This window comes from Nitrospirillum iridis, assembly GCF_014205765.1.
Classification (GTDB): domain Bacteria; phylum Pseudomonadota; class Alphaproteobacteria; order Azospirillales; family Azospirillaceae; genus Nitrospirillum; species Nitrospirillum iridis.
Map to the genome: position 1 here is coordinate 14,585 of NZ_JACIIZ010000024.1, position 17,722 is coordinate 32,306.

A 17,722-nucleotide genomic window follows, 5' to 3' on the forward strand; every position below is an offset into this window, starting at 1 on the left:
CGCTGTCCAGGTTTAAAGGGCCAAATTCCCAAGACGCTCAAAACGCACTAAGTTGTGGGCAGGCCCCTTCTGGAACCTGCCACATGCCGACCTTGGACCCCATCGCCCACATCCATCTGGTTGAAGACGAACCCGAGATGGCCGGGGAAATCATCACCAGCCTGGAGGCGCAGGGCTACGCCGTCAGTCATTCCGCCGCGGCCGCCGCGGCGCTGGACTTTCTGCGCGCCGAACGCGGGGTGGCGGTGGTCGTGGCCGACCGTCTGCTGCCGGGCGGCATGGATGGGCTGGAGATGGTGGAGGTTCTGCGGGACGAGGGCATCGCCACCCCGATCCTGGTGTTGAGCGCCCTGGGCTCCGTCGATGATCGCGTGCGGGGCCTGAACGCTGGCGGGGATGACTACCTGACCAAGCCCTTCGCCGTGACGGAACTGGTGGCCCGCATCGAGGCCCTGCGCCGCCGCCCGCCGGACACCCGGGCCACCACGTTGCGCGTGGGGTCGTTGGAGATGGATTTGCTGAGCCGCACGGTGCGCCGGGGGGAGCGGGAGGTGCCCCTGTTGCCGCGTGAATTCAAGCTGCTGGAGTATATGATGCGCCGGCCGGACCAGGTGATCACGCCGGCCATGTTGCTGACCGATGTTTGGCACTACCGTTTCGTGCCGCAGACCAACGTGGTCGACGTCCACATGGGCAAGCTGCGGCACAAGATCGATGAGGTGGGCGACCTGCCCATGATCCATCGCGTGCGCGGCGCCGGGTTCATGCTCCGTGCCGCGGACTGAGGCCCGGGCAGACCTGCTGCGCGCCGGGCCCTTCCGCCTGGCGCTGGGCTTCGCCGCCGCGCTGTCGGTCGGCATGCTGCTGATCTTCGGCTTCATCTATTGGCAGACCAGCGAGGCGGAGACCCGCCGCATGCGGCGCGACCTGGTGCAGGAGGCGGCGCTGGCGGCCCAGACGCGGGATGACATCCTGCTGTACCAGTTGCAGGTCCGCATCATGACGGACTATCACCGCGTCACCGTGGCCGCCTGGTTCGATGCCGATGGCAAGCTGCGCTACGGCAACCTGGATCATCTGCCGCCCGACCTGCCGGTTGATGACAACGGCCATCGCCTGACCGTGCAAACCACCGGCGCCGACCAGCCCCAGCCCGCCATCCTGGCGGCCGCGCGACGGCCGGATGGCGGCGTTGTCGTGCTGGGCCGCGCCATGGATGAATTGCTGGCCCTGCAGCGGGTGGTGGCGCGCACCCTGATCGCCGGCCTGTTGCCGGCGGTGGCCCTGGTGCTGGCCTCGGGCATCCTGGGCGGGGCGCGGGCCCGCCGCCGGGTGCAGACGGTGGAGCAGACCATAGGCCGCATCATGGGGGGCGACCTGCGCGAACGCCTGCCCGTCTCCGGCAGCCGCGACGGGGTGGACCAGCTGTCGGCCCGGGTGAACCAGATGCTGGACCGCATCGTCCACTTGCTGGATGAGATCCGGGCGGTGGGCGACAACATCGCCCATGATCTGCGCACCCCCCTGTCGGTTATGCGCGCCAAGCTGGAGCGCGGCCTGGCATCCTCCGACGCGGAGGCGCTGCGCCGGGGGGCGGAGGCGGCGCTGGCCGACCTGGACAAGGCCTTCGGCATGATCACCGCGCTGTTGCGCATCGCCGAGTTGGAGGACAGCCGCCGCCAGTCCGGCTTCACCACCGTGGATTTGGTGGAGGTGGCCGCCGAGGTCTTCGACCTCTACGAACCGCTGGCCGAGGTGAAGGAGGTGTCGCTGACGCGGGAGGACACCGGCCCCCTGTTCGTGGTGGGCGACCGCGACCTGCTGATCGAGGCGGTGGCCAACCTGGTGGACAACGCCGTGAAGTTCACGCCGGACGGCGGCCGCATCGTCATCCGCACCCTGATGCGGGACGGCGCGCCCGCCGTGCAGGTGGCCGACACCGGCCCCGGCATCCCGCCGGATGAGCGGGCGGCCGTGGTCCGGCGGCTCTACCGCCTGGATAAAAGCCGGCACATCCAGGGCAATGGGCTGGGCTTGTCACTGGTGCAGGCCATCGCCGGCCTTCATGGCTTTGAGCTGGATATCGGCGGGGACGAGGGTGGCGCCGTCGTGACCATGGTCTGCGGGCCACGCCATGAACCTGCGCAGGCCGCCTATGCCAACGGCATTTGATCGTGACCGTTCAAATGCCGTCCCTCAATTGCCGGGCGCGACCATCCGGTCGCTTGGCTTCCTCGCTTTCCAGTCCGCTCCGCTCCCCGGAAAGCTCCGGCGCCCGCAGTCGCGGGCTACAGCGACACGAGTCAGAATCTCGTGCCGCTGGTACTAGTCTCTTATGGTGGCCGGGTCCCTTACCGGGATGGTCATTCGGAACAGCGCGCCGCCGCCCGGATTGTCCATCACCTCGATCCGGCCGCCGTGCGCCAGGGCGATCTGGCGGGCCAGCGACAAGCCGATGCCGGATCCCTCGGGCTTGGTGGTGAAGAAGGGCAGGAAGATTTCCTGCACCCGGTCGGCGGGAATGCCGGGGCCATTGTCGGCGACGGCGCAGATGAAGTCGGGGCCGACCTTCTCGCAGGACAGGCGTATGGTCGCCGCCTCCGTCGCCGACACGGCCTCGGCCGCGTTGCGCAACAGGTTCAGGATGGCTTGCGACAGCAGCTCCGCATCGGCCATGACCGTCAGATCGCCCGGCCCAATCTCGCTGTGGTAGGCGATGCCGCGCGTGGCGAATTCGGTGTGCAGCAGCCCCCCGATGGCGGCGACAAGCTCGCTGGCCCGGACAGGGCGCAGGCGCGGCTCCGGCAGGTCGGCGACTTGCCGGTAACGCTCGACGAAATCGATCAGGTGCAGGCTGCGCCGCGCGATGGCCTGCACGGCGCGCGCGACCTCGGGCTCCGACGCCTCGCGGCCCCGCAACAGCTCGGCCGCGCTTTCCGACAGGGAGGCGATCGGCGTCAGCGAGTTCATGATTTCGTGGGAGAGCACGCGGGCCATGTCTTGCCAGGCGCGCAATTGCACGGCGTCCAGGTCACCGGTCACCGCCTGCAACGAGATCAGCTTCTGCGCCGGCTGCCCGGGTGTGGCGAAGCCGACGACCCAGACCAGCATCAGGCGGCCATCCGCCAGGGTCATGATCTGGCGGGCGCCAGCGGGCAGGGCCAGGATCCGGGTGGCCGTGACGGGTCCCAGGGCGTCGATGTCAGAGAGCGCGTCAACCTCCCCGCCGATCAGAAGGCGGGCCGCCCGGTTGGTGAAGGCGATGCATCCATCGGGTGCCACGGCGATCAGCGCGACCGTGACCGCGTCCAGCAGGGCCAGAAGCCGGTCGTGCTGTCGCGCCTGGTCACGCTGCGCCGGGCTTGCCATCTCGGCCGCGGCCGGCGGCACCCCGTGCCGCCGGGCCGTGTCCCATATCGTCAGGGCGGCCAGGCCACCCAGCACCAGCGCGGTGGCGTATTGGGGGGAGGTCGCCAGCACCTGCAGGCACAGGAAGGCGAAGATGGCGGCCAGCATGGTCCGCAGGGACAGGGAGAGGGCGATGGAATGGACGGCCGGTCTAAAGTCCATGCCGGGCCATGCGCCGGTAAAGGGCGGGGCGGCTGAGGCCCAGCGCTGTCGCCGCCTGGGCGATGTTGCCCTCGTTCTCCGCCAGCGCGTGTTTGATCGCGTCCCGTTCCAGGACGTCCAGTGGCCGCCCCCGCCGCGCCGCCTGGGTGGCCTCGCTGGCGGATCTGACGGCGGCGAGGAGGTCCTGGTTGCGCCACGGCTTCAGCAGGAAGTCATGCGCGCCGCGTTTCAGGCTTTCGACCGCCAGGGAAACGCCACCGTACGCCGTCATCAGGACCACCGCCAGGGAGGGATCCCGCGTCCTGATCTGGGCCAGCGCGTCCAGGCCCTCGCGGCCGGAGCGCGCCCCGGTGATGAAGTTCATGTCCAGCAGGACGCAGCCGAAGCGTCCGGGCACCAGCGCCACGGCCATGTCCTGGGGTGAAGCGGCGGCGTCGGCCGCCTCCACATGGGGGCCAAGCGCCAGCTGGGCGGCATGGCGAACATCGGCATCGTCGTCAACGATGAGGACAGCGGGTAGCCTGGTCATGGGACCGGATTATAGACGAGGGGTTTTACGCCCGGCAATGCGTCCGGATCCGGACAGCGTGCCCGTCCGCCAGCCCGGTGGAATGGCATAAGATATTGGTAAAGCGCGTTTTTTGGTCTGGCGTCGGTATCGTACAATGAAGGCCTGAGACAAACCACGGACAGGCCCGCCATGGACAGACCCATCCCGATCCCCTGGTGGCGGACACCGCGCGCCAAGGCGCTGTGGCTGTTGGGCGGCGTGCCGCCCTTCCTGCTGGGGATCGGCCTGGTACTGCACGCCGCGGCGGACGGGGGCCTGCGCGTCGCCCGCGCCGACGTCACCATCGCGACGGTGCGGGCGGATTTGTTCCATGATTACGTGCCGCTGCATGGCACGGTCGAGCCCAAGGACATGGTCTATCTCGACGCGCTCGCTGGCGGGCAGGTCGCCGAGCTGCTGGTGCAGGCGGGCGACGTGGTGGCCCAGGGGCAGCCCTTGATCGTCTTCCGTAACGAGCAGCTGGAACTCAACGTTCTCGACAATGCCGGGCGGCTGATCGAATCCATGACCCAGGTGCAGGCCTACCTGACACAGCTGGAAATCAATCGGGCGGGCAACCAGAAGGCGCTGGCGGACATCCGCTATAACATCGCCACGCTGGAGCATACGGCCCGGCGCTACGATCCTCTGCTGCGGGACCGGGCGATCGCCGCCCTGACGGTGGAGCAGGTGCACGACCAGCTCGACCACTACCGCAGGCTCGAGGACATCCAGGCCGCGACCAACCGCCAGCAGGAAGCGCTGCGCCTGCGGGAGGTGCCGGGACTGCAGGCGGCGCAGTCCAGCCTGGAACGCAGCCTCGCCGCCACCCAGGCGCAATTGCACAACCTGACGGTGCGGGCGCCGGTGGCGGGACGGATCACGCAGCTGGGTCTGAAGATCGGCGAGAACAAGGTCGCCGGTCAGCGGCTGGCGGAGATCGTGCCGGATACGGGGTTCAAGGTCCGGGCGGAGGTCGATGAATACTACATCGGCCGCGTCCGCCTGGGGCAGATGGGCATCGTCACCCTGGATGGTGTCGACCATCCGCTTCGTGTCAGCCGCGTCTATCCGGCGGTGAAGAACGGCAGCCTGTCGATCGACCTGGCCTTCGTCGACGCCCCACCCCCGGACCTGTCGCCGGGGGCGACGGTGGAGGGCAGGCTGTCGCTCGGGTCCGACAGCGCCGCCATCCTCCTGCCCGCCGGCGCCTTCTTGGATGCGTCGGGCGGCGACTATGTGTTCGTGCTCGACGGGGGCGGCCGCCGGGCGGAACGTCGTCAGGTCAAATTGGGGCGGCGCAACCAGGACCAGGTCGTCGTGGTGTCCGGCCTGCGGCCGGGTGAGCGCGTGATCACCTCCGACTATGGCCGCTTCGGCACCGTTCAACGCATCAACCTGACGGAATGAGGGGGAAACCCGGATGTTGACGCTCACCAATCTTGGCAAATCCTACCGGACCAGCGAGATCGAAACGCGCGCGCTCGATGCCATTTCGTTGGAGGTCGCGGCGGGCGAGTTCCTGGCCATCATGGGGCCGTCAGGGTGCGGCAAGTCGACCCTGCTCAACATCCTCGGGTGCCTCGACCGCGCCAGCGACGGCTCCTACCGTCTGATGGGCGAGGAGGTCGCGCACGTGTCCGAGGCCAAGCTCACCCAGCTGCGCCGGGCGCATATCGGTTTCGTCTTCCAGAGCTTCAACCTGATCGATGACCTCACCGTCGCCGAAAACGTCGAGGTGGCGCTGCTCTACCGCCAGGACGGCGGGTCGCGGAAGGCGCGCATCGCCGAGGCGTTGGAGCGGGTGGGCATGGCGCACCGCGCCCGCCACCGGCCGCGGCAGCTGTCCGGCGGCCAGCAGCAGCGCGTCGCCATCGCCCGCGCCCTGGTGTCGAACCCCAAGCTCATCCTGGCGGACGAACCCACCGGCAATCTCGACACCGCCAATGGCAAGGCGGTGATGGATCTGCTCAACGGCATTTCCGGCGCCGGCGCCACCATCATCATGGTGACCCATTCCCCCGCCCATGCCGCCGTGGCGCGACGCACCGTCCGGATGCTGGACGGGCGGATCGTCAGCGAAACACAGGTTTGAGGAAGGGCGAGGCCATGTTCCGCGATCCCTGGGTGACCGCCTTCCGGTCATTGATGAACGGCAAGTTCCATGCGGCGCTGACTATCGCGGGCCTCGCCATCGGCTTCGCCGCCGCCCTGCTGCTGTCCCTCTATGTCCGGGACGAGCTGGGGTACGACGGCACCTTTCCGGCCGATGTCTACCGCGTCTCCTCGGCCGTCACGATGCCGGGTGGCGCCACCGTGGTGTTCGACGGCACCGACTATGCGCTGGCGGCGGGGATGAAAATGGATGTCCCGCAAATCCAGGCCATCGCCCGGATGATGCCGCAGGACTGGACCGTGCGGCACGATCAGGTCGAAGCCAATGAGACGGTCTATTGGGCCGACCCCCAGTTGTTCTCCGTCCTGCCCATGCGGGTCCTTGCCGGCGATCTTGGGGCGGCGCTGGACGCGCCCAATTCGGTCGTCCTGACCCGTGCCATGGCGCGCAAGTATTTCGGGACGGACGCGCCGGTTGGCCAGACGCTGCGGTTCAACCGCACCCATGTCATGCGCGTCACGGCGGTGGTCCAGGATCTGCCGTCCAACACCCATCTCGTGGCGGGGATTTTCGCGTCCGGCCGCACGCCCTTTTCCAACCTGGCGGAAATGGACGCTCGACCGGCGGGCTTCCATTTCGACGGTTCGACCTACACCTATTTCCGCCTGCGGCCCGGCGCCACCCCGGCGGCGGTCCGCGCCGCCTTGCCGGACCTGGTGGTCAGCCGCCTGCTGATCCCCAAGCAAAACGCCTTCGGGGTGGCGGTCACCCTGTCCGTCCTGTCCGTGCGGGACATCCATTTCGCGCCGGCCGGCATCAACGCCATGAAGGCGCCGGGCAGTGCGGCGACCGTGGGGGCCGCCGCCACCGTGGCCCTGCTGATCCTGGCCGGCGCTTGCGTCAATTTCATCAACCTCGCCACCGCGCGGGCGTCCCGCCGGGCGCTGGAGGTGGGGGTGCGCAAGGCCGCCGGCGCCGGCCGCGGCACCCTGGCGCTGCAGTTCATCGCCGAGGCGGTGCTGCAGGTTGGCGCCGGCATGGCGGTCGCGCTGGCCGTGGTCGAGCAGCTGTTGCCGGACTTCAACGCCTTCCTGCAGCGCGACATCGGCTTTCCCTACTGGCGGCCGGACATGGCGGCCGTGCTGCTTCTGGTCGTGCTGACGGTCAGCCTGCTGGCCGGCGCCTATCCGGCGCTGGTGCTGTCGTCCCTGCGGCCGGTCGAGGCCCTGCGCGGGGAATCGGGCCATCTGGACGCCCGCTGGCTCGACGGCGGGCGCCTGCGCCGCATCCTGGTCGTCGTCCAGTTCGCCATCCTCACGGGGCTGATGATCGCCAGCGCGGTCATCTGGCGCCAGACCCAGTTCGCGGCGGGATCCGCCGCCCGGCTCGCGTCCCGGAACATGGTGCTGGTGTCGGCCCCCTGCACCGACGGGCTGCGCGACGGCCTCGCCCGCCTGCCCGGTGTGCGGGAGGTGGTCTGTTCCCAGCCGACGATGATCAGTTCCGAGGACACGGTGGAGATGATGGAGACGTCGCCCACCGACATCCGCTCCCTCCACACGCTGTCGGTCGATGCCGGGTTCCTGGAGGCCTATGGGCTGACGCCGCTGGCCGGGCGGCTGTTCGACCGCGCGCATGGCGACGTCGCGGCTCCTCCCCCGGACGGCGGGCCCCAGACCGTGCGCATGGTCATCAACGAGACCGCTTTGCGCGATCTGGGCCTGCATGATCCGGGGAAGGCCATCGGCCTGCGGCTTCAGGCGTCGGCGGCGCGCGGACAACGCTTTTTCACCATCATCGGCGTGGTGCCGGATTTCCCGACCGGGTCGGTGCGTGTTCCGGTCGCACCTGTCGCCTACATCGCTGATCCGTCGCGCTTCGGCATGTTGAGCGCGCGCGTGACGCCGGGACGGATGGCCGAAGCCCTGGCGGGGATCGCGGACGTTTGGATGGCCGCCGGGCAGCCGGGATTGCCCAGGACCCTGCCCCTCAGCCTGTACGCCGCCAACCTGTACCGCGACCTTTGGCGCGAGGGCGTCCTCTTCACCCTCGCCACCGGGGTCGCCTTGGCCATCGCCTGCATCGGCCTGTTTGGCATGGCCGCCTTCCTGGCGGAGCGGCGCACGAAGGAGATCGGCATCCGCAAGGCGATGGGGGCCACGACCGGCCAGGTCGCCGCCCTGCTGCTTCGGCAGTTCCTCACCCCCGTGCTGTGGGCCAACCTCCTCGCTTGGCCGGTGGTGTGGTGGCTGATGCGTCACTGGCTGGCGGGCTTCGCCGCCCATGTGCCGTTGAGCTTCTGGCTTTTTCTGGCCGGCGGCGCCGTCACGCTGGTGGTGACGTTGGCCACGGTGGCGGGGCAGGGGATTCTGGTCGCGCGGCGCCCGCCGGTTGCCGCGCTGCGATACGAATGAGGGGGTCGGCACGGCCTTGAGGCGGTGCGCGCGGGCCTTGCGCGCTTCGGCGGAACGGCGGTTCCGCTAGGGTTCGCCGGTGGGAGGACGGCGTTATCCCGCACCGCACCCAAAAAAATTATTTAATCCCAATTCCCCGGAACGTCGCCTATTTCCCGATGTGTTGGGTTCCCGAACCCGTTCCGAGGGATCTGAGACGTGTTGCATCGCATCATATACGACTGCTGCTGGCACGACAGCCACCGGCCCCGCGCCAACCCACCCCGCCCGGACCGGGAGGTGCGGTCATGATCGAGATCGTCAAGATCGCGCTGAGGCGGCCTTACACGTTCATCGTGATGGCCATCCTGATCCTGATTTTCGGGGTGTCCTCGGCGGTCAAGACGCCGACCGACATCTTCCCCAATATCGGCATCCCCGTCATCGCCGTGGTGTGGACCTACAACGGCTTGTCGCCCGATGACATGTCGGGCCGCATCATCGGCTATTACGAACGCTCGCTGACCGCGACCGTGAACGACATCGAACACATCGAGTCCCAGTCGGTGCAGGGCTACGGCGTGGTGAAGATCTTCTTCCAGCCGACGGTGAACATCAACGCCGCCCAGTCGCAGGTCACCGCCATTTCCCAGACGGTGCTGAAGCAGATGCCGGCGGGCATCACCCCGCCGCAGGTGCTGGTCTTCAACGCGTCCAGCGTGCCCATCCTTCAGTTGGCGCTGTCCAGCAACACGCTGTCCGACACCAAGTTGAACGACGTGGCCCAGAATTTCGTCCGGCCACAGCTGGTGACCGTGCCGGGCGCGGTATTTCCGACAGTCTACGGCGGCAAGGTGCGCCAGGTGCAGATCGACCTGAACCAGCAGGCCCTGCATTCCTACGGCCTGTCGGCCGCCGACGTGGTCAACGCGCTGTCGGTGCAGAACCTGATCACGCCGGCCGGCACGCAAAAGGTCGGCAAGCTGGAATACGCCGTCGACCTGAACGACAGCCCCAAACTGATCGCCCCCTTCAATGACATGCCCATCAAGACGGTCAACGGGACCATCGTCTATATGCGGGATGTCGCCAATGTGCATGACGGCAGCCCCCCCCAGACCAACGTGGTGCACGTCGATGGCAAGAACGCCGTGCTGATGTCGGTGCTGAAGGCGGGGTCCGCCTCCACGCTGGATATCATCCAGGGCGTGGGCGATCGCTTGCCCGAGATCGAGAAGAGCCTGCCGGCCGGCGTCACGCTGACCCCGATCAGCGACCAGTCGATGTTCGTGAAGGACGCGGTGTCCGGCGTGATCCGTGAGGGCGCCATCGCCGCCGGCCTGACCGGCCTGCTGATCCTGCTATTCCTGGGCAGCTGGCGCTCAACGCTGATCATCACCGTGTCCATCCCGCTGGCCATCCTGGCTTCCATCACCATCCTGTCCATCCTGGGCCAGACCATCAACGTCATGACCCTGGGCGGCCTGGCGCTGGCCGTGGGCATCCTGGTGGACGACGCCACGGTGACCATCGAAAACATCAACTGGCATCTGGAGCACGGCAAGGCCATCGAAACCGCCATCCTGGATGGCGCCAAGCAGATCGTCGTGCCGGCCACCGTATCGCTGCTGTGCATCTGCATCGCCTTCGTGCCCATGTTCGGCCTGGGCGGCGTGGCGGGCTTCCTGTTCCGCCCGATGGCCGAGGCGGTGGTCTTCGCGCTCATGGCTTCCTACGTGCTGTCGCGCACCCTGGTGCCGACGCTGGCCAACCACCTGCTGCGCAACCAGACCCATGCCGGCCACGGCCTGCACGCCGATACCCACGGCGCGCCCACCCGCAACCCGCTGGTCCGTTTCCAGCGGGGCTTCGAGCGCGGGTTCGAGGCGGTGCGGGCGACATACCAGGGCCTGCTGCTTCTCGGCTTGCGCCGGCGCGGCTGGATGATCGGTGGCTTCCTGCTCGTGTCGCTGGCCAGCTTCGCCCTGGTGCCTTTCCTGGGGCAGAACTTCTTTCCTGACGTGGATGGCGGCCAGATCAAGATCCATATGCGCGGTCAGACCGGCCTGCGCATCGAGGAAACCACCCGTCTGGCCGACCGCGTCAACGCCGCCATCCAGCGCATCATCCCGCCCGCCGATCTGGGCGGCATGGTCGACAACATCGGCCTGCCGGTCAGCGGCATCAACAACGCCTACGGCAACAGCGGCACCATCGGCGTGCAGGATGCCGACATTCTGATCACCCTGAAGGAAGGTCACGCCCCCACGGACGACTATGTCGACAGCCTGCGCCGTGACCTGCCGCGCCTGTTCCCTGGCACAACCTTCGCCTTCCTGCCGGCCGACATCACCACCCAGGTGCTGAACTTCGGCCTGCCGGCGCCGCTGGACGTGCAGATTTCGGGCAACGACCTGGAAACCAACCGCGTCTACGCCAACAAGCTGCTGGCCAAGATCGCCCGCATCCCCGGCGTGGCCGACGCCCGCATCCAGCAGGCCTTCCAGCTACCGTCCTTGAAGGTGGACGTCGATCGGTCGCTGGCGGGCCTGGTGGGCCTGACGGAAAAGGACGCCGCCACCACCATGCTGGACACCCTGGCCGGCAGCAGCCAGACCGCGCCCACCTATTGGCTGGACCGGAAGAGCGGTATCTCCTACCCCGTGTCCATCCAGACGCCGCAGCGCGACATCGACACCATGGGCGGCTTGCAGACCATGCCGTTGGGCTCCGGCCCCGCCAGCCAGCTGCTGGGCGGCATCGCCCATATCAGCCGGGGGCGGGAGGATGCGGTGGTCTCCCACTACAACATCCGTCCGGCCATCGACATCTACGCCACCCCCCACGGCCGCGACCTGGGCGCCATCAACGCCGACGTGCAACGGGCCATCGACAGCATGATGGCCGATCTGCCGCGCGGAGCCCATGTGGAAATCCGCGGCCAGGTGACCACCATGACCAGCGCCTATCACCAGCTGTTCGTGGGCCTGGCCTTCGCCATCGTGCTGATCTACCTGCTGATCGTGGTGAACTTCCAATCGTGGGTGGACCCGTTCGTCATCGTCATGGCCCTGCCCAGCGCACTGGCCGGCATCGTGTGGATGCTGTTCGGCACCGGCACCACCCTGTCGGTTCCGGCCCTGACCGGCGCCATCATGTGCATGGGTGTCGCCACCGCCAACAGCATCCTGGTCATCAGCTTCGCCCGGGAACGGCTGGCCGCCGGTGTCGATCCGCTGTCGGCGGCGATGGAGGCCGGGCACACCCGCTTCCGTCCCGTGCTGATGACGGCGTTGGCCATGATCATCGGCATGGCGCCCATGGCCATCGAGGCGGGGCAGAACGCCCCCCTGGGCCGCGCCGTCATCGGTGGCCTGGTCTTCGCCACCCTGGCCACCCTGTTCATGGTTCCCGCGCTGTTCAGCCTGGCCCACGCCCGCGATCCCAAACGCGCCGCAGCGGGCCAAGGAAACCACGGCGACGGCTCCCACCCCACGCCCGCCACCGCCTGACCAAACCGGAGTAACTTCCCCATGTCGACCGTGCAGATACCCACGCCCAACCCCCGCCGCCTGGCCCTGCTGGGCGTCACGGCCCTGGTGGCCGCCGGCGCCATCATCGTCGTCGGCGTCACCGGCCGGGCCCGGGCGACTCGAGACCTGGTGCAGTGGAACGCCGAACAGGCCATCCCCACCGTGGCGCTGGCCCCCGTGACCCATGAGGACAAGGCGCAGACGCTGGCCCTGCCGGGCACCCTGCAGGCCTACACCAAGGCGCCCATCTATGCGCGGGTCGGCGGCTACCTCAAAAGCTGGGAGCGGGACATCGGCGCCAAGGTCAAGGCGGGGGAACTGCTGGGCACCATCGACACCCCGGACCTGGACCAGCAGCTGGAACAGGCCAGGGCGGACCTGGCGCGCGCCCAGGCGACCGCCCAGCTGGCCGACCTGACGGCCAAACGCTGGGCCGCCCTGGTGGCGTCGCAGTCGGTGTCGCAGCAGGCGGCGGATGAGAAGGTGGGCGACAGCCAGGCCAAGCGCGCGGCGGTGGACAGTGCGGCCGCCAACGTCCGCCGGCTGGAGACGCTGGCGGCGTTCAAGCGCATCACCGCCCCCTTCGACGGCGTGGTCACCGCCCGCACCACCGACGTGGGCGCGCTGATCAACGCCGGCGGCGGCAGCGGCCCGGAACTGTTCGAGGTGTCGGACCTGCACAAGCTGCGCCTCTACGTCCAGATCCCGCAGGCCTTCGCCGGCCTGCTGCAGCCAGGGGCGAAGGCCACGTTCGACTTGCCGCAATATCCGGGGCGCACCTTCGCCGCCACGCTGACCACCACGGCCAACGCGGTGAACACGGCCAACCGCAGCATGCTGGTGGAGCTGCAAGCCGACAATCCCGATGGCGATCTCACCCCCGGCACCTATGCCGAGGTCCATTTCCAGCTGCCGGCGGCGCCGGACACGGCCAAGGTGCCGGCCACGGCCCTGGTGGTGGGGGATCGCGGCGCGCAGCTGGCCGTGCTGGGCGCCCCTGGAACGCCGGATGCCGGCAAGGTGGTGCTGAAGCGGGTGCAACTGGGCCGTGACCTGGGGGACAGCGTCGAGGTGGTGGCGGGGCTGGCGCCCGGCGACCGGGTGATCGACAGCCCGCCGGAAACCCTGGGTACGGGCGACACGGTGCGCCTGGCGGCCACAGACGCGGCCGCCCCGGGCAAGGTCGCGGCTGCCGTCCCGGCTTCCGCGCCCAAGGCGGACCGGTAACAGCCATGACCCGTAAGATCCTATTGGCCGGCGGCGCCCTGCTGGCGCTGGCGGCCTGCAACCTGGCGCCGGACTATCAGCCGCCGCAGCTGGTCCTGCCCCCCGCCTTCAAGGAGGCCGGGGGATCGCCGTGGCAGCCCGCCCAGCCATCGGACCAGGCCGCGCGCGGCCCCTGGTGGATGGCCTTCAACGACCCGGTGCTGAACGGCCTTGAGGACAAGATCGAGGCCGCCAACCCTACGCTGAAGGGGGCGTTGGCCCGCTATGACGAGGCGCGGGCGGGCGCCGCCGCCGTTTCGGCCGGCCTGCTGCCGCGCGTCGACCTGGACGCCAGCCTGACCAACAACCGCCAGTCCAAGGACCGGCCGTTGCGCGGCGCCAACCAGCGTGACGTCTATGGTTCCAACACCGTCGGCGCATCGGCCTCCTACGAGGTCGACCTCTGGGGCAAGGTGCGCAACCAGGTGGCCGCCGGCCAGGCGGAGGCCCAGGCCAGCGCCGCCGACTTGGCCTCCGTCCGCCTGGGCCTTCAGGCGGAACTGGCCACCGACTATTTCGCCCTGCGCGGCCTGGACGAGCGCGCGCGGATCCTGGCCGATACCGTCGCGGCCTATGAGAAACAGCTCAGCCTGACGCAGACTCTGTTCCAGGGCCGCATCGTCGCCGGCATGGACGTGTCGCGCGCCGAAACCCAGCTGGACAGCGCGCGTTCACAAGTGTCGCAGGTGGCGTCCCAGCGGGCCCAGATGGAACACGCCATCGCCGCCTTGGTGGGCCTGACGCCGGCCGAATTCAGTCTGGCGCCCACCCCGTGGACGCCCACCCTGCCGGCCGTGCCCACGGGGCTGCCCTCCACCCTGCTGCAACGCCGGCCGGACATCGCCGCGGCGGAGCGGGACGTGCGGGCGGCCAACGCCGGCATCGGTGTGGCCCGCGCCGCCTACTATCCCGACCTGTCCTTGCAGGCGGTGGGCGGCTTTCAGGACACCGGGTTCAACCTGCTGAAGCTGCCGATGGCCTTCTGGTCGGTCGGCCCCGGCGTTACCCTGCCATTGTTCGAGGGCGGGCGGCTGGACGCCGGTCTAGCGCGGGCGGTGGCGCAGCAGGACGAGGCCGCAGCCAAGTACCGCCAGACCGTGCTGTCCGCCTTCCGCGAGGTGGAGGACAATCTGGCCGCCATCCGCTGGCTGGGCACCGCGGCCAAGGATGAGGACGCCGGCACGCAGGCGGCCCAGCGCACCTTGGGCATGGCCATGAACCTCTACCGCGACGGCGCCGACAGCTATCTCGACGTGGTGACGGCCCAGACCGCCCTGCTGGAAGCGCAGCAAAGCAGCCTGGATCTGCACACCCGCCAGGTCCAGGCCGACGTCGCCCTCATCCGCGCCTTGGGCGGGGGGTGGGATGTGGGGGCGCTGCCAACGGCGGGTGAGGCGGCGACGGTACCGGAGCAGGCGAAGGCCCGGTAGGCTCCAGCAGAAGAAAGGGCGCCGCGCCGCCCTTTCCCCCCCCGTCCATACCCTTTCCTCAGATCGCGCGCAGCCGGGTGAAGAAGCCGGTGATCTCGGCGTTCAGGCCGTCGGCGTCCTGGCGCAGGGCTTCGGAGGCCGCGTGCAGGACGTTGGCCGATTGGCTGGTCTGTTCCGCCGCCCCCGCCACGCCCACGATGTTGGTGGACACCTGCTGGGTGCCGGCGGCCGCCTCGTTGATGTTGCGGGCGATTTCCGAGGTGGTGGCGCCTTGCTGCTCCATGGCGGACGCGATGGCGGTGGATATCGCCCGCATGTCGCCCACCACATGGGCGATGTTGGCGATGGCGTCCACGGCGCGGGTGGTTTCCTGCTGGATACCGGTGATGTAGCCCTGGATTTCGTCCGTGGCCTTGGTCGTCTGGCTGGCCAGGGTCTTCACCTCGCTGGCGACCACGGCGAAGCCCTTGCCGGCCTCGCCCGCCCGCGCCGCCTCGATGGTGGCGTTCAGGGCCAGCAGGTTGGTCTGGCTGGCGATCTCCTGGATCACCTGGACGATGGTGCCGATGCTCTCGGCCGCCTCTGCCAGGCCCCGCATGGTCTCGCCGGTCCGTTCGGCCTCCGTTACCGCGCGTTCGGCGATGGTGGTGGAGCGGGTGACCTGTTGGTTGACCTCACCCACGGCGGCGGCCAACTCCTCCGCGGCACTGGCGATCATCTGCACGTTGCCGCTGGTCTCGGCCGAGGCCTGGTTGGCCATTTCCACCATGCCGCGGCTTTGCGTCGCCATGTCGGCCAAGCCGGAGGAATGGTTGCGCACCTCTTCCGAGGCGTTCACCACGTTGTCCAGCACCCGGGCGGTGCGCTGCTGGAAATCGGCCAGTGATGCCTCCACCGCCTGCTGCCGGCGCAGCTTCTCCTGCTGCTCGGCCATCTGCGCCTGGGTCAGTTCGGCGTTGCGCAGGCCGTTGCGCTTGAACACCTCCAGCGCGCGGGCCAACCGCCCGATCTCATGTCTGTCGTTCAGCAGGGGGATGTCGACGCTCAAGTCGCCATCGGCCAGTCGGCCCATGCGCTCGGTGATCAGCTTCAGCGGTTTGGCGATGCTGCGCGCCAGCAGATAGGCGACCAAGCCACCGGCGACGACCACGACGGCCGTCAGCATCAGCATGGCAGTCAATATATCATGATATATTGCGTCGACGTCATCGATGTAGATGCCTGTGCCCAACGCCCACTGCCAGGGTTCGAAGCCCAGGCTGTAGGTCATCTTGGGAAAACTCTCGGCCGGGCCGCCCTTGCTGCCGGGCCGCGGGTAGGTATAGGTGAAGGAGCCGCCGCCCTGCTTGGCGGCCTCAATGCCCAGGCGCACGGTTTCGACCCCGTCCGCCGTCTTGAAACTCATGCGGTTCTTGCCCTCGAACTCCCGCTTGATGTGGACGATGGTCAGGCCGTCATACTGGTTGACGTAGACATACTCGCCATTGCCGAAGCGCAGCTTGCGGATGTCGTCCTGGGCGCCCTTCTGCGCCTGGGCGCGGGTCAACTCGCCCGACTGTTCCCGGTCGTACCAGTTCTGCGCGATCCCGCGGGTCACCATCAGGATCTGCTTCAGCTCTTCCTTGCGGTCGTCCATCAGGGTGCCGCGCAAGGTGGACAGGGCGAAGCCGACGGCCAGGGCCAAGGCCAGCACCAGCATGGGCATGAACAGCGCCAGCCGGTGCGAAATCTTCAGTTTGTTCAACATGATCGGATCACTTCGCGGGACAGGAGGGGAGGGAGTCAGGCGACGGCGGCGGCGGGCAAGGGGTCGTTATCATCACGAAACAATCCCCGGGGCAGGTCCAGGTCGTGGGCGCAGGCCGCGGCATTGCGGGCGTAGACCTCATCCACGCCGTAACGCCGCAGCAGGTCGATGTCGGCCTCGGTCACCGCGCCGTGGTCGCGGTCCTGATAGGCGTAACAGCCGATGCCGCCTGGCTGATGGTGCAGGCCGGGGGCGGCGTACGCATCCGGTTCCACGGGGAAGATGATGCGCGACGACGCGTCGTCCAGGCTGTCCATCCGTTGCCAGCCCGTTACCGTTTCGGATGTGAAATAATCGGATAGGCCCAGCCGGTGGAACAGCGCCGCCGCCGACAGCACCGGCTGGCGCGTCGCCTCATAGACGTAGTGGGTCACCGGCACGCCCTCGCGACGGGCGTAGGCTTCCACCCGTCCGGCGTTCAGCGACGCGATGACGAAATTCTCCAGCAACTGGTCATGGCTGATCCGGTGGGACCATTTGCGCAACCAAGAGGCCAGCGCGTGCACCGGCTCGCGGTCCAGCATCACCAGATGCAGCCGGTCGGCGGGATAACCCGCTTCGATCAGCATCCGCAGGGGGATGTACAGGCACTCCGCCGTCAGGTAGGGACCGGCCACGTCCTTGCAGAAGATGTGCGGCGCCTGGTCCGCCAGGGGGACGATCCACGGGCCCGGTGTCCCGGCCGCCAGCACATGGCGCATGATCGCCTTGGTCGGCTGGTAATAGGACGGCAGGCCCGCCACCCCGAACAGGTTGGCCAGGGCGGTGGATCCCACGCGGGCCCGGCCCCAAGCGCAGGTCAGCTGGGGAAAATCCCGCTCCGCCCTGTCTGAGAAGCCCGTCCGCAGGTGAGCGGCCACCTGATCGTTTAATCCGCCAAATGGAAATTCCCGTGTTTGGTATCGTCCGTCGGATGACAGGCAAATGCTGTCCAGCGACGCGTCGTCCTGTTCGACCAGGTCGGCGAGCGCCCCTAGGTCGATGATTTTCTTATAGAATGCGACCATGAGTCTTCCTATCCCAAGAATTCTCTTGGGCCTGATTGCAGGTGCCTTGG

Annotated in this window: 12 protein-coding genes; 8 read left to right on the forward strand and 4 right to left on the reverse strand. The window is 68.4% G+C overall.

The features are described 5' to 3' along the window. Positions 1-83: 83 nt before the first annotated feature. Entirely contained in the window at positions 84-785 is a 702-nt protein-coding gene (locus tag FHS74_RS28180; RefSeq protein WP_184807595.1) for a response regulator transcription factor, read from the forward strand. Beyond that, on the forward strand, positions 772-2,172 hold the full coding sequence (locus tag FHS74_RS30730) for an ATP-binding protein (RefSeq protein ID WP_184807596.1): 1,401 nt from the start codon (positions 772-774) through the stop codon (positions 2,170-2,172). The genes FHS74_RS28180 and FHS74_RS30730 overlap by 14 nt, the downstream gene beginning before the upstream one ends. A 153-nt stretch (positions 2,173-2,325) precedes the next feature. Here the strand turns inward: FHS74_RS30730 and FHS74_RS28190 are convergent, their stop codons facing one another. Then, positions 2,326-3,570 (reverse strand): sensor histidine kinase, encoded by a 1,245-nt coding sequence (locus tag FHS74_RS28190; protein WP_184807597.1) that lies wholly within the window; start codon positions 3,568-3,570, stop codon positions 2,326-2,328. Then, on the reverse strand, positions 3,560-4,099 hold the full coding sequence (locus tag FHS74_RS28195) for a response regulator transcription factor (protein WP_184807598.1): 540 nt from the start codon (positions 4,097-4,099) through the stop codon (positions 3,560-3,562). Before FHS74_RS28195 ends, FHS74_RS28190 begins: the two co-directional genes overlap by 11 nt. A 171-nt stretch (positions 4,100-4,270) precedes the next feature. Between FHS74_RS28195 and FHS74_RS28200 the strand changes: the two genes are divergently transcribed. The 6 genes from FHS74_RS28200 (at position 4,271) to FHS74_RS28225 (ending at position 14,858) form a co-directional block, all read left to right on the forward strand. Then, entirely contained in the window at positions 4,271-5,530 is a 1,260-nt protein-coding gene (locus tag FHS74_RS28200) for an efflux RND transporter periplasmic adaptor subunit (RefSeq protein ID WP_184807599.1), read from the forward strand. A gap of 13 nt (positions 5,531-5,543) precedes the next feature. Beyond that, on the forward strand, positions 5,544-6,215 hold the full coding sequence (locus FHS74_RS28205) for an ABC transporter ATP-binding protein (protein WP_184807600.1): 672 nt from the start codon (positions 5,544-5,546) through the stop codon (positions 6,213-6,215). A 14-nt stretch (positions 6,216-6,229) separates the two neighbouring features. After that, positions 6,230-8,650, forward strand: coding sequence for an ABC transporter permease (locus FHS74_RS28210; RefSeq protein ID WP_184807601.1), 2,421 nt, complete (start codon positions 6,230-6,232; stop codon positions 8,648-8,650). A gap of 287 nt (positions 8,651-8,937) precedes the next feature. Continuing rightward, positions 8,938-12,141, forward strand: coding sequence for an efflux RND transporter permease subunit (locus tag FHS74_RS28215; protein WP_184807602.1), 3,204 nt, complete (start codon positions 8,938-8,940; stop codon positions 12,139-12,141). A gap of 21 nt (positions 12,142-12,162) precedes the next feature. Beyond that, on the forward strand, positions 12,163-13,389 hold the full coding sequence (locus FHS74_RS28220; protein WP_184807603.1) for an efflux RND transporter periplasmic adaptor subunit: 1,227 nt from the start codon (positions 12,163-12,165) through the stop codon (positions 13,387-13,389). Between the two features lie 5 nt (positions 13,390-13,394). Beyond that, positions 13,395-14,858: an efflux transporter outer membrane subunit gene (locus tag FHS74_RS28225; RefSeq protein WP_184807604.1), complete on the forward strand. Its 1,464-nt coding sequence runs from the start codon at positions 13,395-13,397 to the stop codon at positions 14,856-14,858. A gap of 58 nt (positions 14,859-14,916) precedes the next feature. On the opposite strand, the gene FHS74_RS28230 is transcribed toward FHS74_RS28225, so the two are convergent. Both FHS74_RS28230 and FHS74_RS28235 read right to left on the reverse strand, forming a co-directional pair. Beyond that, positions 14,917-16,605 (reverse strand): methyl-accepting chemotaxis protein, encoded by a 1,689-nt coding sequence (locus FHS74_RS28230; protein ID WP_184807605.1) that lies wholly within the window; start codon positions 16,603-16,605, stop codon positions 14,917-14,919. Positions 16,606-16,640: 35 nt separating this feature from the next. Further along, positions 16,641-17,672 carry a sulfotransferase family protein gene (locus FHS74_RS28235; RefSeq protein WP_246463431.1) on the reverse strand — a complete coding sequence of 344 codons (1,032 nt, stop codon included), beginning with the start codon at positions 17,670-17,672 and terminating at the stop codon, positions 16,641-16,643. Positions 17,673-17,722 lie beyond the last annotated feature (50 nt).

Excerpts from the sequence above, each read along its gene's own strand:
- FHS74_RS28205 (WP_184807600.1), top strand. The coding sequence starts at position 5,544 with ATGTTGACGCTCACCAATCTTGGCAAATCCTACCGGACCAGCGAGATC.
- FHS74_RS28215 (WP_184807602.1), top strand. The coding sequence starts at position 8,938 with ATGATCGAGATCGTCAAGATCGCGCTGAGGCGGCCTTACACGTTCATC.
- FHS74_RS28190 (WP_184807597.1), bottom strand. The coding sequence starts at position 3,570 with ATGGACTTTAGACCGGCCGTCCATTCCATCGCCCTCTCCCTGTCCCTG.
- FHS74_RS28210 (WP_184807601.1), top strand. The coding sequence starts at position 6,230 with ATGTTCCGCGATCCCTGGGTGACCGCCTTCCGGTCATTGATGAACGGC.
- FHS74_RS28220 (WP_184807603.1), top strand. The coding sequence starts at position 12,163 with ATGTCGACCGTGCAGATACCCACGCCCAACCCCCGCCGCCTGGCCCTG.
- FHS74_RS28195 (WP_184807598.1), bottom strand. The coding sequence starts at position 4,099 with ATGACCAGGCTACCCGCTGTCCTCATCGTTGACGACGATGCCGATGTT.
- FHS74_RS28180 (WP_184807595.1), top strand. The coding sequence starts at position 84 with ATGCCGACCTTGGACCCCATCGCCCACATCCATCTGGTTGAAGACGAA.
- FHS74_RS28235 (WP_246463431.1), bottom strand. The coding sequence starts at position 17,672 with ATGGTCGCATTCTATAAGAAAATCATCGACCTAGGGGCGCTCGCCGAC.
- FHS74_RS28230 (WP_184807605.1), bottom strand. The coding sequence starts at position 16,605 with ATGTTGAACAAACTGAAGATTTCGCACCGGCTGGCGCTGTTCATGCCC.
- FHS74_RS28200 (WP_184807599.1), top strand. The coding sequence starts at position 4,271 with ATGGACAGACCCATCCCGATCCCCTGGTGGCGGACACCGCGCGCCAAG.
- FHS74_RS28225 (WP_184807604.1), top strand. The coding sequence starts at position 13,395 with ATGACCCGTAAGATCCTATTGGCCGGCGGCGCCCTGCTGGCGCTGGCG.